Source organism: Kitasatospora sp. NPDC088548 (genome assembly GCF_044753005.1).
Classification (GTDB): Bacteria; Actinomycetota; Actinomycetes; order Streptomycetales; family Streptomycetaceae; genus Kitasatospora.
Window position 1 is genome coordinate 289,302 of the sequence record NZ_JBIVMI010000002.1, and the last position, 15,832, is coordinate 305,133.

General features: G+C 76.8%; 2 protein-coding genes. Both read left to right on the forward strand.

All coding sequences use genetic code 11. The annotated features are described in order from the left end of the window. Positions 1–231: 231 nt before the first annotated feature. Positions 232–13,527, forward strand: a complete 13,296-nt coding sequence (locus tag ACIP82_RS04345) for a type I polyketide synthase (protein ID WP_400650702.1) — start codon at positions 232–234, stop codon at positions 13,525–13,527. Then, the gene (locus tag ACIP82_RS04350; RefSeq protein ID WP_400650705.1) at positions 13,524–15,791 is read left to right on the forward strand and encodes a zinc-binding dehydrogenase; all 2,268 of its coding nucleotides are present in this window, start codon (positions 13,524–13,526) and stop codon (positions 15,789–15,791) included. Before ACIP82_RS04345 ends, ACIP82_RS04350 begins: the two co-directional genes overlap by 4 nt. Positions 15,792–15,832 lie beyond the last annotated feature (41 nt).

Sequence of the window (15,832 nt, forward strand, 5' to 3'; positions counted from 1 at the left end):
GAGGCGGGGCGGGCCCTGTCCGCCCCGCCGGAGAACCGGAACCGGATGACCCGACAGCCGGCCGGAAGAGGCGGACGACCGGATCCCGGCGGGAGCCGGCAGGGGTCGGCCCGGGCCGCGCCGGCTGTCCGCGCGCCCAACCGCGCGCTCCGGCCCGACCGGGACAACAGGACGGCACCCGCCCGGGCCGGTTCCCCGGGAACCGGGCCGCAGGGAGAGAAGGACGAATTCGTGGACGCAAGCATAGCGGTCGTGGGAATGAGCTGCCGCTTTCCTTCCGCACCTGACATCCGATCCTACTGGTCTCTTCTGACCGGCGGCACCAGCGCAATTTCCGGACCACCCAAGAATTCCTTCGCAGAATTTTCCGACCGACCGTCCTCGGGCGGGTTCATCGCCAACCCCGAGGAATTCGACGCCGATTTCTTCGGCATCTCCCCGAAAGAGGCGGCCGCACTCGACCCGCAGCAGCGCCTGGCCCTCGAAGTAGCCTGGGAAAGCGTCGAGGACGCCGGAATCCTGCCGGCCGCCCTGAGTGAACTCGACACCGGGGTCTTTTTCGGTGCCATGCGCGACGACTATGCCGTGCTCACCCGACGTCACGGCCAGGACCGTTACAGCCTGCACACGTTCGCCGGGCTGCAACGCAGCATGATCGCCAATCGGGTGTCCTACGCGCTCCGGCTGGGCGGCCCCAGCATGACGGTGGACACCGGGCAGTCCTCCTCCCTGGTCGCCCTCCACCTGGCCTGCGAGTCCATTCTGCGCGGCGAGTCGGAAGCGGCCCTGGTGGGCGGCGTCAATCTGCTGCTCGACCAGGACGGGGCCGCGGGGGCCGGGTCCTTCGGAGCCCTGTCGCCCGACGGCCGGTGCCGCCCGCTGGACGAGGCCGCCAACGGCTTCGTGCCCGGCGAGGGCGCGGGCGTCGTCCTGCTCAAGCCCCTGACCGCCGCGCTGGCGGCCGGGGACCGGATCTACTGCGTCATCCGGGGCAGCGGCGTCAACAACGACGGCGGCGGGCCGGGTCTGACGCACCCCAGCGTCGTGGCGCAGCAGGAGCTGCTGCGCCGGGTGAACGACCGGGCGGGCACCCTGAACGCGGTGCAGTTCGTCGAACTCCACGCGACCGGGACGCCGGCCGGCGACTCGGTGGAGGCGCGGTCCGTCGGCGGCACGCTGGGTGCGGCCCACGACAGCGGGCACCCGGTGGTGGTCGGCTCGGTCAAGGCGGCCATCGGGCACCTGGAGGCCGCCGCCGGGATCGCGGGCTTCATCAAGGCCGCGCTCTCCGTCTGGCATCACGCGATCGTCCCCCAGCCGAACTACCGTGAGCCGTCCCGGCGGATCCGGCTGGACGAGCTGAACCTGCGGGTGCCGCTCGCCTTCGAGGACTGGTCACGACGGGACGCGCCGCTGGTCGCGGCGGTCAACTCCTTCGGGCTGGGCGGCACCAACTGCCATGTGGTGCTCGCCGAGGCCCCCAGGACGGCGGAGCCGGAGCCCCGGGCGGAGTGGATCCACGACGAGCACGTCCATGTGGTCTCGGGGCGCACCCGGGAGGCGCTGCAGGCGCAGGCCCGCGCCCTGCTCGGCCGGCTCACCTCGGCGGCCCGGGTCACGGACGGGGCCGACCCCGGGCCCGACGGCTCGAACGGGCCCGACGGCTCGAACGATGGGCCGCCCGAGCCGCTCGACCTGGCGTACTCGCTGGCGACCACCCGGACGCGGTTCGGCCGGCGGGCGGGCGTGGTCGCCGGGGACCGCGACGCGCTCCGCGAAGGGCTGTCGCACCTCGCCGAGGGGACCTCGTCCCCCCGCGTGCACCAGGGAGAGGTGTGCGACCGGGCGGGCACCGCCTTCCTCTTCGCCGGACAGGGCACCCAGCGGCCCGGCATGGGCCGGGAGCTCCACCGGCACCAGCCGGTCTTCGCGGCGGCCTTCGACGAGGTGGCCGCGGCCCTGGACCGCCACCTCCCGCGCCCGCTGAAGTCCGTGGTGTTCGCCGACGCGGGCAGCGCCGGGGCCGCGCTGCTGGACGACACCGCCTACACCCAGCCGGCCCTGTTCGCGCTGGAGGTCGCGCTCCACCGGCTGCTGACCACGTGGGGGATCCGCCCGGACGTCCTGCTCGGCCACTCGATCGGCGAGCTGGCGGCGGCGCACACGGCGGGTGTGCTGTCCCTGCCGGACGCGGCGCTGCTGGTGGCGCGGCGCGGGCAGCTGATGAGCGGCCTCCCGACGGGGGCGATGGCCGCGATCGAGGCGACCGAGGAGGAGGTCGCCCCCCTGCTGGCGGAGCAGGGCGGGCTGGTCTCGCTCGCCGCCGTGAACGGCCCGCGGGCCGTGGTGGTCTCGGGGGAGCCGGACGGTGTGCGGGCGGTGGCCGCGGAGTTCAGGCGGCGCGGCGCCCGTACCCGGATCCTCCGGGTGAGCCGGGGCTTCCACTCCCCCCAGGTGGACGCGGTGCTGCCGGACTTCGCCGAGGTCGCCCGGTCGGTCTCCTACCGGCCGCCCGAGGTGCCGATGATCTCCACCCTGACCGGCGTCCGGGCGCGCCCCGAGGAGCTGCGCACGGCCGACTACTGGGTCGAGCAGCTGCGGGGCACCGTGCGCTTCCTCGACGCGGTCCGCACCGCCGCCGAGGGCGGGGCCGCCCACCTGGTGGAGCTCGGCCCGGACGCCACCCTGACCACGATGGCGGGGCGCTGCCTGCCCCCGGAGGACGAGCCGCACCGGAGCACGCTGGCGCTGCTCAGCGACACCGTCCCGGAGCCGGCCGCGCTGTCGGGCGCGCTGGCCGAACTGTTCGTCCACGGGGTCCCGGTGGACTGGCCGAAGGTGTTCGAGCAGCTGCCCGCCCGGCGGACCGCGCTGCCGACGTACGCCTTCCAGCGCCGGGCCCACTGGCTGACGCCACCGGTCGCGGGCGCCGCCGGCACCGGGCCCGGGACCCGGCCCGAGCCCGTCCCCGGGCCGCAGGCCGAACCGCGCCCCGAACCGCGGCAGCCCGAAGCGCCGCGGCCCGAACCGCAGCCGTCACCGGACCTCGCCGGCCCCTCCGGCCCCTCCGGCCCCTCCGACCTCGCCGGCCTCTCCGGCCCGGAGCTGGAGCGGACCGTCCTGGAGCTGCTCCTCAGCCACGCCGCCACGCTCCTCGGCTACGAGGCGGAGGACCGGATCGACCCGCGCCGCTCCTTCGAGGACCTCGGGGTGAACTCCCTCACCGCCGTCCAGCTGTCCACCGCCCTCGGCGCGGCCGTCGGACGGCCGCTGCCGGACACACTGACCTACGACCACCCGACCCCGCGCGCGGCAGCCGCCGAGGTGGCCGGGCTCCTCACCGCCAGGAGCGAAGGACTCCCCACCGATGACGGCGAGTTCGCCACTCCCCCGGACCTGCGCCAGGACCCGGTCGCGGTCGTCGCGCTGGGCTGCCGGCTGCCCGGCGGCATCACCTCCCCGCAGCAGCTGTGGTCGCTGCTCCAGGCCGGCCGGGACGCCGTCGGCGACTTCCCCCGCGACCGGGGCTGGGACATCGACGAACTGTTCGCCACCGACCCCGACGCACCCGGCAAGACGTACGTACGCCAGGGCTGCTTCCTCTACGACGCCGCGCAGTTCGACGCCGACCTGTTCGGCATCTCCCCGCGCGAGGCGCGCGCGATGGACCCCCAGCAGCGCCTGCTGCTGGAGATCGCCTGGGAGACCCTGGAGCGCGCCGGCATCCCCGCCGACTCGCTGCGGGGCAGCGCCACCGGTGTGTTCATCGGGGCGACCGCCCAGGAGTACGGCCCGCGGATGCACCAGGCGCCCGCCGAGTCCGGCGGCTACGCCCTGACCGGGACCACCACCAGCGTCGCCTCCGGCCGGCTGGCCTACACCTTCGGCCTGACCGGGCCGGCCCTGACCGTCGACACCGCCTGTTCCTCCTCGCTCGCGGCCGTGCACCTGGCCTGCCGGTCGCTCGCCGCGGGCGAGTGCGGACTGGCGCTGGCCGGCGGTGTGGCGGTGCTGTCCTCGCCGGGCATGTGGGTGGAGTTCTCCCGCCAGCGCGGGCTGGCCCCCGACGGGCGGTGCAAGCCGTTCGCCGCCGCGGCCGACGGGACGGCGTGGAGCGAGGGCGCCGCCCTGGTCCTGCTGGAGCGGCTCTCCGACGCCCGCCGCCACGGCCACCCGGTGCTGGCCGTGATCCGGGGCAGCGCCGTCAACCAGGACGGCGCGAGCAGCGGCCTCAGCGCCCCCAACGGACCGGCGCAGGAACGGGTGATCCGGCGCGCCCTCGCAGAGGCGGGCGTGAGCGCCGCCTCGGTGGACGTGGTCGAGGCCCACGGCACCGGCACCACGCTCGGGGACCCGATCGAGGCCCAGGCGCTGGGCCGGGCCTACGGGGAGGGCCGGGACGCGGACCGCCCGCTGCTGCTGGGCTCGCTCAAGTCGAACATCGGCCACGCCCAGGCGGCCGCCGGAGCCGCGGGCCTGGTGAAGATGGTACTCGCGCTCCAGCACGAGGAGCTGCCCGCCAGCCTGAACATCGACGCGCCCTCGACGCGGATCGACTGGGACGCGGCGCGCCTGCGGCTGCTGACCGGGAGCGTCCGCTGGCCGCGCGGGCCGGCCGCCCGCCGGGCCGGCATCTCCTCCTTCGGCATCAGCGGCACCAACGTCCACCTCGTCCTCGAAGAGGCCCCGGACGACGAAGAGGCCCCGGACGACTCCACCGACCGGCCGGACGGCCACCCCGCCGAGCACGCCGCCGAGCCCCCCGCCCGGGCCTGGGACGCGCCCGCCGTGCCGTGGACGCTCAGCGCCGGGAGCCCGCAGGCACTGCCGGCCCAGGCGGAGCGGCTGGCCCGGGCCCTGCGGGACGGTCCGGCCCTCGACCCCCGGGACGTCGGCTGGTCGCTGGCCACCACCCGGACCGCGCTGGACCACCGCGCGGCCGTGGTCGGCGACACCCGGGAGGCGCTGCTGGACAGTCTGGACGCCCTGGCCCGCTCGGCCCCGACCGACCACCCCGAGACCGGGACGGCCATCCGGGCCGAGGCCCGCCCGGGCCACCGGACGGTGTTCGTCTTCCCCGGGCAGGGCTCCCAGTGGCCCGGCATGGCCCGCGGCCTGCTGGCCGCCTCCCCGGTCTTCCGCGCGCACATCGAGGCCTGCGACCGTGCCCTGTCCGCGCACTGCGGCTGGTCGCTGCGGTCGGTGCTGGCCCAGGAGCCGCAGGCACCCTCGCTGGACCGGGACGACGTGGTGCAGCCCGCCCTGTTCGCCGTCATGACCGGGCTCGCCGAGGTCTGGCGCGCGCACGGGGTGACGCCCGACGCGGTGGTCGGGCACTCCCAGGGCGAACTCGCCGCCGCCTGGGCCGCCGGGGCCCTCACCCTGGAGGATGCCGTCCTCGCCACCGTGACCCGCAGCCGTCTGGTCGGCACGCTGGCCACGGACGGCGCGATGGCCTCCTTCCGGCTGCCCGCGGCCGAGGTCGAGCGCCTGCTGCGGGACGGCTACCCCGGTCTCGGCGTGGCCGTGTTCAACGGCCCCTCGGCCACCGTGGTCTCCGGGCCGCGGGACGAACTGGAGCGGCTGCTCGCCCGGTGCGAGAAGGACGGCGTGCGCACCGCCCGGATCGCCGTCAACTACGCCTCGCACTGCGCCGACGTCGACGTCCTGCGCGAGCCGCTGGCCGAGGCCCTGGCCGGCCTCGCCCCGCGGCCGGCCCGGATCCCGTTCTACTCGACCGTCACCGCCGACACGGACCCGGCGCGGCTGCTGGACGGTGCGTACTGGTTCACCAACCTGCGCAGCCCGGTCCGCTTCGAGCCGACCGTCCGGGCCCTGCTCGCCACCGGGCACGACACCTTCGTCGAGATGAGCCCGCACCCGCTGCTGACCCTCGGGATCCAGGAGACCGCCGACAGCGAGGAGCCGCCCCGGGAGATCACCGTGCTCCCCTCGCTCCACCGGGACACCGGGGAGCCGGCCGACCTGCTGTTCGCACTGGCCCGGGCCTGGTGCCACGGCCTGGCCGTCGACTGGGTGCCGGTGCTCGGCGGAGCCCGGCCGGTCGCGCTGCCCACCTATGCCTTCCAGCGCAGCCGCTACTGGCTGTCCGCCTCGCCCCAGCCCGGTGGCGACGGCGCCCGGCGCCAGGAGGACCAGGCCGAGCGCCCGCTCTGGGAGGCCGTCGAACGGCAGGACACCGCCGCCGTGGCCGCCACGCTGGGCCTGGCCGACGAGGCGCCGGTCCGCGAGGTGCTCCCGGCGCTGGCGGCCTGGCGCAGTGCCCGGCGCAGCCGCGCCCGGCTGACCGGCCTCTGCTTCACCACCGCCTGGACGCCGCTGGTCGAGCACAGCGCGCCGACCACCGGGGCCGACTGGCTGCTGGTCACCCCCGAAACCGGAACCGGACCCGGAGCCGGGCCGTGGCCGCAGGCCCTGGCCACCGCCCTGGCCGCCCTCGGCGCCGAGGTCCGCACCGTGGCCGTGCCACCGGGGACGGACCGCGCCGGGGTCGCCCGGCTGGTCGGCGGCGACGACGGCCGGCGCCCGGGCGGCATCGTCTCGCTCCTCTCCCACCGGCCGGACACCGACGGCGACGGACAGCCGGAGCCTTCCCTCGCCGACACCGCCGCGCTGCTCCAGGCGCTGGACGACCTGGACTGGGAGACCTCCCTCTGGTGCGTCACCCGGGACGCCGTGCGCGTCGACGCGCACGACACCGACACCGATCCGGCGCAGGCCGCGCTCTGGGGCCTCGGCCGCACCGCCGCCCAGGAGTATCCCGACCGCTGGGCCGGGCTGCTCGACCTGCCCGCCGAGCCCGACCCCGAGAGCCTGCGCCGGGCCTGCGCCGCCCTGACCCTGCCGGGTGCCGAGGACCAGCTCGCGGTCCGGGCCCGGGGCACGTACGCCTGCCGTCTGCGGGAGGCCGCCGTGCCGCCCGGGCCCGGCTGGCGGCCGCGCGGGACGGTCCTCGTCACCGGTGGCACCGGCTTCCTCGGGGCCCACGCGGCCCGGACCCTGGCCGCCGCCGGGGCACCGCACCTGCTGCTGCTCAGCCGGCACGGCGCGGACGCCGAGGGCGCGGCCGAGCTGGCGGCCGAACTCACCGACCGGGGAGCCCGGGTGACCTTCGCCGCCTGCGACATCCGTGACCGGGACGCGCTCGCCGCCGTGCTCGCCGCCGTCCCCCCGGACGAGCCGCTGACCGGCGTGGTGCACACCGCCGGTGTGCTGGAGACGGCCACCATCGACAACCTGACGGCGGACCACCTGGAGCGGGTGCTGGCCGTCAAGACGCTGGGCGCCCGCCATCTGCACGACCTCACCGAGGGGGACGACCTCGACGCCTTCGTCCTCTACTCCTCCGTCATCGGCACCGTCGGTATGGGCGGCCACACCGCCTACTGCGCGGCCAACACCTACCTCGACGGCCTCGCCGACCGGCGCCGCGCCCGCGGCCTGCCCGCCACCTCCGTCTCCTGGGGCTACTTCCCCGGCGGCCTCGGTGCCGGCGGCGGCGACTGGACGGCCGAGCACGGACTGCTCGCGCTGGACAGCGACCGGGCCGTCGCCGAGCTGCCCGCGCTGACCGCCGGCCGCGAACCCCGGATCGTCCTGTCCCGCTTCGACTGGCCGGTCTTCCTGTCCGGCCGGGCGGCCGACCGCCCCATCCCGTTCCTGGACGACCTCCCGCCCGTCCAGCAGGCCCGGCAGGACCAGCAGGAGCAGGCGGGCGACACCGCCCGGCCCGCGGCCGGCCTGCCGTCCGACTTCCCGCAGCTGCCGGCCGCCCGGCAGCGGCAGGTCCTCGCCGAGCTGGTCCGCTCCACCGCCGCGGCCGTCCTCGGCCACCACGCGCCCGACTCGGTCGCCCCGAACCGGCCGTTCAAGGAGCTCGGCCTCGACTCGCTGGCCGCCGTCCAGCTGCGCACCCGGCTGGCCCACGCGACCGGCCTCCATCTGCCGACCGGCCTGGCGTTCAGCCACCCGACCCCCACCGACCTGGCCGCCCATCTGCACGCCCGGCTGGCCGCCGCGGGCCGGTCCGAGCAGCCGGCCGAGCAGGGCCCGCGGGCGACCGCCACGGCGCGGCCCGCCGACGAGCCGATCGCCGTCCTCGGCATGGCCTGCCGGCTGCCCGGCGGCGCCGACACCCCGCAGGAGCTGTGGGAACTGCTGGCGGCCGGCACCGACGCCATCTCGCCGTTCCCGGAGGACCGCGGCTGGAACCTCACGGAGCTGTACGACGCCGACCCCGCCGTGCCCGGCAAGAGCTATGCCACCACGGGCGGGTTCCTGGACGCCGCCGCCGACTTCGACGCCGAGTTCTTCGGCATCTCGCCCCGCGAGGCGCTCTCCATGGACCCACAGCAGCGGCTGCTGCTGGAGACGTCCTGGGAGGCACTGGAGCGGGCCGGGATCGACCCCGGTTCGCTGCGCGGCAGCAGCACCGGCGTCTTTGCCGGGGCGGTCTACCAGGACTACGGCGCACGCTCGCACGAGGCGCCCACGGAGATGCAGGGCTACCTCACCACCGGGAAGCCGCTGAGCGTCATCTCCGGGCGCGTCGCCTACGTTCTCGGGCTGCAGGGTCCGGCCGTCTCCGTCGACACCGCCTGCTCGTCCTCCCTGGTGGCCGTCCACCTGGCCTGCCAGTCGCTGCTCCAGGGCGACAGTTCCCTGGCGCTGGCCGGCGGGGTCACCGTGATCGCCTCCCCGGGCCTGTTCATCGAGTTCTCCCGGCAACGGGCGCTCTCCCCCGACGGCCGCTGCCGGTCCTTCGCGGCCGAGGCCGACGGCACCGGGTTCGCCGAGGGCGCGGGGATGGTCGTCCTGGAGCGGCTCTCCGACGCCCGCCGCCACGGCCACCCGGTGCTCGCGGTGATCCGGGCCAGCGCGATCAACCAGGACGGCGCGAGCAACGGCCTGACCGCCCCCAACGGCGAGTCCCAGCAGCGGGTCATCCGCCAGGCGCTGGGCCGGGCCGGGCTGGGCGGCGGCGACGTCGACCTGATCGAGGCCCACGGCACCGGCACCACCCTGGGCGACCCGATCGAGGCCGAGGCCCTGCTGGCCACCTACGGCCGCGACCGCGCCGCCGACCGGCCGGTCCACCTCGGCTCGCTCAAGTCCAACATCGGCCACACCCAGGCCGCCGCCGGGGTGGCCGGGCTGATCAAGACCGTCCTCGCGCTCCAGCACGCCACGATGCCGATGACCCTGCATGCCGCCACCCCCACGCCGCACGTCGACTGGGGCACCGGCGCCGTCCGGATCCTCTCGGCCACCACCCCCTGGCCGGACACCGGCCGGCCGCGCCGGGCCGCCGTCTCCGCCTTCGGGGTGAGCGGCACCAACGCCCACGTGATCATGGAGCAGGCCCCCGAGGCCGTAGAGGCCGCCGCGGTCCCAGAGGCCCCGGAGGCCCCGGAGACCCCCGGACCCGCACCCGGGCCCGCCTCCGAACCGGCCGCCGGACGGCCCGTCGTGGCGCCGCCCGTCTGGCTCCTCAGCGGGCACACCGAAGCCGCCCTGGGCGCCCAGGCACAGCGCCTGTACGCCCACCTGACGGCCTCGCCGCCGCCCTCCGCCGAGGCCGTCGGCCACGCCCTGGCGACCACCCGCGCCCAGCTGACCCACCGGGCCGCCATCACCGCACCCGACCTGGACGGCTGCCTGCGGGCGCTGCGCGCGCTGGCCGACGGAGCCGGTGACCCGGACCTGATCACCGGCCGGGCCGCCGAGGGCCGGACGGCGTTCGTCTTCGCCGGGCAGGGCTCCCAGTGGCCCGGCATGGCGGCCCGGCTGATCGAGGAGAGCCCGGTCTTCGCCGCCGGCATCGCCGACTGCGCCCGCGCCCTGGCCCCGCACACCGACTGGTCGCTGGACGACGTCCTGCGGCCCGGGGCCGGCGCCGAGGCGCTGGACCGCGTCGACGTGGTCCAGCCCGCGCTCTTCGCCGTCCAGCTGTCACTGGCCCGGCTCTGGTCCGCGGCCGGGGTCCGGCCGGCCGCCGTGGTCGGCCACTCCCAGGGCGAGATCGCCGCCGCCTGCTTCGCCGGGGCGCTCTCCCTGGAGGACGCCTGCCGCGTCGTCGCGCTGCGCAGCAAGGTGCTGACCAGGCTGGAGGGCGATCACGGTCTGCTCGCCCTCCAGCTCTCCCACGAGGAGGTGCTGCGGCGGCTCGACCGGTACCCCGCGCTCACCGTCGCCACCGTCAACAGCCCCCGGGCCGTGGTGGTCGCCGGTCCGGCGGCCGCGCTCGACGCCCTGTACGCGGAGTGCAAGGCCGAGCAGGTCAGAGCCCGCCGGATCCGGGTCAGCTACGCCGCCCACTCGCCGCAGGTCGACGAACTGCGCACCGCCCTGCTGGAGTCGCTGGCCCCGGTGACCCCCACGACCGGGGAGCAGGAGTTCTACTCCTCGGTGACCGGAGCCGCCCTCGACACCAGCACGCTGGACGCCGCCTACTGGTTCCGGAACCTGCGCGAGCCCGTCCGGTTCGATCTGGCCACCCGGGCCCTCCTCCAGGACGGCCACCGGTTCTTCGTCGAACCCAGCGTCCACCCGCTGCTGTGCGGCGCCGTGCTGGAGACCGCGGACGCCGAGGCCCGGCCCGCCGCCGCCCTGCCCACCCTGCACCGCGACGAGGGCGGGCTGCGCCACTTCACGGCCGCCCTCGCCAGGGCCCACGTCGAGGGCGTCCCCGTCGACACCGGCGCGCTCAACCCCCACCGCCCCGGGGAGGAGCCGCCGGCCCTGCCCACCTACGCCTTCCAGCGCCAGCGCTACTGGGTCGACACCTCCCGCGGCGGCACCCGGCAGGAGCTGGCCGCCACCCTGGGCGCGACCTCCGCCGACCATCCGATCCTCGACATCGGCCTGCCCGACCCCGAGAACGACGGCATCGTCCTGACCGGCCGGGCGAGCCCGCGCACCCACCCCTGGCTGCGCGACCACGCCGTCGGCGGAGACCTCCTGCTGCCCGGCACCGCGTTCGTCGACCTCGCCCTGCGCGCGGGCCGCGAGACCGGCTGCCCGCACCTGGCCGAGCTGACCCTGCTCGCCCCGCTCCACCTGGGCGAGGAGGACGGCACGCAGCTGCACCTCACCGTCGGCGGCCCCGACCCGGCGGGCCGGCGGAACGTCACCATCCGTTCGCGCCCGCACACCGCCCTCACCGGGGAGCCGTGGGCCCTGCACGCGCGCGGCCTGCTCTCCCCGTCCGCCCCCTCCGCCCCCTCGGCCGACACCCCGGCGACCGACACCCCGGCGGCCGCCCCCTGGCCGCCCGAGCACAGCGTCCCGGTGGACGTCGACGAGTTCTACGCCGGTGCGGGCGTGCGCGGTTACGGCTACGGCCCGGCCTTCCAGGGGCTGACCGGCATCTGGCGGCGCGGCCAGGACATCTTCACCGAGGCCAGGATGCCCGAGGGGCTGGACCACCAGGACCCGGCCTTCGACCTCCACCCCGCGCTGCTCGACGCGGCCCTCCAGGGCCTGCTGGTCCGCCGCCCCACCACCGTCGAACTGCCCTTCCACTGGGGCGGTGTCCAGTTCCACGGCAGCGGCGCGACCACCCTGCGCACCCGCATCCGGCCGCTGGACCAGCAGAGCGTCACCGTCGACATCACCGACGGGGGCGGCCGCCCGGTGGCCCGGATCGAGACCCTCACCATGCGGTCGGCCGGCACCCAGGCGCCGCGTCACCTGCTCGGCGGCGAGGGCCTCTACCGCCTCTCCTGGAAGCCCGTCGCCCCCGGCCCCGCACCCGCCCGGCCGCTCCGCCCGGCCGGCCTCGGCACCGGTCCCGCCCAGCCGCCGAACGGCGACCGGCCGTGGCCGCTGTACGCCGACCCGGCCGCGCTCGCCGAGAGCCTCGGCCCCGACCGGCCCGCCCCCGACCTCGTGCTGCACACCCTGACCCCGGCCGAGGACCCGGCCCCCGGCCCGGACGACCTCGCCCCGGCCGTGCACGCCGCCGTCCAGCGCACCCTGGCCCTGCTGCAGAGCTGGCTCGCCCAGGAGAAACTGGCCACCACCCGGCTGGTCCTGCTCACCCACCGGGCCGTCGCGGCGCTCCCCGGCGAGACCACCGACCCGGTCGGCGCCGCGCTCTGGGGGCTGGTCCGCTCCGCGCAGAACGAGAACCCGGGCCAGTTCACCCTCCTCGACGTCGCCGACCCCGGCCCCGGGCAGCCCGACGCGCCGGCCCTGGCCGCGCTCCCGCTCGGCACCGAACCCCAACTCGCCCTGCGCGAAGGCCTGCTGTACGCGCCCAGGCTCACCCGGGCCGCCACCCCGCCGCCCGCGCCACTCCCCTACGACCCGGACGGCACCGTCCTGATCTCCGGCGGCACCGGCACCATCGGCCGGCTGCTCGCCCGCCACCTCGTCACCGAGCACGGCGTCCGGCACCTGCTGCTGCTCAGCCGGGGCGGTGCGGCCGCCCCCGGCGCCGACACCCTCCGGGACGAGCTCGCCGCGCTCGGCGCGCAGTGCACCGTCGCCGCCTGCGACACCGCCGACCGCGCCGCCCTGGACGCCGTCCTCGCCACCCACCTCGGTGACCGGCCGCTCAGCGCCGTCGTCCATGCCGCCGGCACCCTGGACGACAGCACCGTCACCACCTTGACGGACCGTCAGGTCGATGCGGTGCTGCGGCCCAAGGCCGACGGCGCGCTCAACCTCCATCTGGCCACGCTGGCCCGGAACCCGGCCGTCTTCCTCCTCTTCTCGGGCGCCGCCGGCACCTTCGGGACACCGGGGCAGGCCCACTACGCGGCGGCCAACTGCTTCCTCGACGCCTTCGCCGAGTACCGGCGTGCCCGGCACCTCCCCGCGCTCTCGCTGCCCTGGGGCCTGTGGGCCGAACGCAGCGCCATGACCGGCCACCTGGACGCCACCGCGCTGCGCCGCCTGGAGCACCTGGGCATCGCCGAACTGCCCGCCGCACACAACCTCGCGCTGCTCGACGAGGCCCAGCGCCTCGACGAGGCCGTCCTGCTGCCGCTGCGGCTGAGCGGGGCCGCCCTGCACGGCAACGACACATCGCCGCTGCTGCGCGACCTGATCCGGCCCCGGCAGCAGTCCGAGCGGTCCGCGGCGGTCACCGAGGCCGACGAGCGGCAGCTCCCCGGCCGGCTCGCCGAGGCCGGGCCGCAGGAGGCCCGGACGATCCTCACCGACCTGGTGCGCGGCGAGGTCGTCCAGGTGCTCGGCCACTCCTCGGTGGACGACATCGACCCCGACGCCGCCTTCGCCGACCTCGGCTTCGACTCGCTCACCGCCGTCGAGCTGCGCAACCGGATCAACCGGGCCACCGGGGCGACCCTGCCGGTCACCGCCGTCTTCGACCATCCGACACCCGCGGCGCTCGCCGCCCGTCTCCTGGCGGACCTGCTGCCCGACGCCGCCGAGCCGGAGCCGCCCGCCCCCGAACCGGAGCCCGAACCGGCCGCCCACTGGGCCGACACCGCCGAGGACGCCGAGCTGTTCGCCGCCATCGATGGGATCCAGGAATGACCACCACCACGCCCCGCGTCCGCCCCTTCGGCACCACCGCCGGCGCCGTCGGCACGGCAGGCCCCGTGCTGTCCGGGCCGCCGCTGCTCCAGGTCCGCTGGGAACCCGTCCCGGTCACCGGACCACCACCCGGCTGGTCCGTTCTCACCCCGACGGCCGCGCCCTCGGCCCTGACCGAGGAACTGCGCGCGGCCCACCCGGGCATCCCCCTGTCGGCCTCCGGCGCACCCGCCGGACCGGCCGCACCGGCCGTCCTGGCGGTGCCGGCCGACGAGGCGCCCGAGCAGGCCCTCGCCCTGGTCCGGGCCGCGCTCGCCGCACCGGACCGGCCGGGCGCCCGGCTGGCCCTGCTCACCCGGGGCGCGGTGTCCGCCCGTGACACCGACCCGGCGACGGATCCGGAACAGGAGGCGCTGCGGCGGCTGGTGCTGGCCGCGGCCGCCGAACGGCCCGGCCGGTTCACCCTGATCGACCTCGACGCGGACCCGGCCTCCCTCACGGCCGTCGCCGCGGCCCTCGGCTCCACCCGCTCCCAGCTGGCGATCAGGACGGGCACCGTCCTCGCACCGGAGAGCGCCCCGGCCGCCCTGCTGCCCCTGCCCGCCGGCCACGTCCGGCTCGCCCTGCCGGGCCCACCGCCCTGGCGGCTCACCCTGATCGGCAAGGGGACGCTGGAGAACCTCGCCCTGGACCTCTGCGACGAGGTCGCCGAACCGCTGGTGGGCAGCCAGGTCCGGCTGGCCGTGCAGGCCGCCGGGGTCAACTTCCGGGACGTCCTGGACACCCTCGGGCTCTACCCCGGCGACCCGGGACCGCTGGGCGCCGAGGGCACCGGCACCGTGCTCGACACCGGCCCGGACGCCACCGTCCTGAAGCCCGGGGACCACGTGACGGGCCTGCTGACCGGCGCCTTCGGCCCCGTCGCCGTGACCGACGAACACCTGCTGGTCCCCGTTCCCCCGGGCTGGCCGGCCGCCCGGGCCGCCGCCGTCCCGGCGGCCTTCGCCACCGCCTCCTACGGGCTGTTCGACCTCGGCCGGCTGACGGCCGGCGAACGCGTCCTCGTCCACTGCGCCACCGGCGGGGTCGGCAGCGCCGCCGTCCAGCTCGCCCGGCACGCGGGCGCCGAGGTGTTCGCCACGGCGAGCCCGCCCAAGCAGCCGGAGCTGCGGCGGCTGGGCCTGGACGACGACCACATCGCGTCCTCCCGCACCACGGGCTTCGAGCGGGAGTTCCGGGACGCCACCTCCGGGCAGGGCGTCGACGTCGTCCTCAACGCCCTGGCCCACGAGGCCACCGACGCCTCCCTGCGCCTGCTCGGCCCGGGCGGCCGGTTCGTGGAGATGGGCAAGACCGACCCGCGCGACCCGGCCGACATCGCCCGGGACCACCCGGGCGTCGCCTACCTCGCCTTCGACCTCAGGGAGGCGGCCGGCCCGCAGCGGCTGGCCGGGATCCTGCGCGACCTCCAACGGCTCTTCGCCACCCGGGTGCTCCACCCGCCCACCGTCCACGTCTTCGACGTCCAGGACGCCGCGGCCGCGTTCCACCACATGAGCCGGGCCCGGCACACCGGCAAGCTCGTCCTGCGCATTCCGCCGCCCGACGGCGGGCAGGGCAGCGTCCTGCTCGCCGGCCCGCTCGCCCACACCGCACCGCTGGCCCGGCACATCGCCGCCGGACAGGGTGCCCGGCACCTCTGGCTGCTCGGGCCGCCGGACGGGGACGGCCGCGCCCTCGCGCGGCTCCGGTCCCAGCTGGAGGGCCTGCCCGTCGAGCTCCACCCGGTGGACGCCGACCCCGCCGACCCCGAAGCGCTGCGGCGGGCCGTCGAGGCCGTGCCGGCCGAGGCTCCGCTGACCGCCGTCGTCCACGCCGCCGCCGACGCCCGCCCGGCCCCGGCTGCCGACAAGCCCGATGAGCCAGACGAGCCCGGCGGGGCCGCCGAGCTGCTGCACCGGCTGACCGGGGAGCTTCCGCTGGACACCTTCCTGCTGATCGCCACCGCGCGGTCCGACAGCCGGGGCCACGACCCGGGCGACCCCACCCGCGGCCACCCCGGGCTGGAGTCCCTGGTCCGGCACCGCCATTCGCTGGGCCTGGCCGCCACCCTGGTCGTGCTGCCGCCCGAAGGCGCCCGGCCCACCGTCCTCACCTCCCTCTACGACACCGCCCGCCACACCGACGCCCCCGTGCTGACCGTGGCCGGGGCGGCGCCGGACGGGCGGCCCACCGCCCGGAGCGACCCCCACGACGGCGGCTGACCGCACCAGCAGCCGCCCACCGACACCCGGCAACCGGAAAG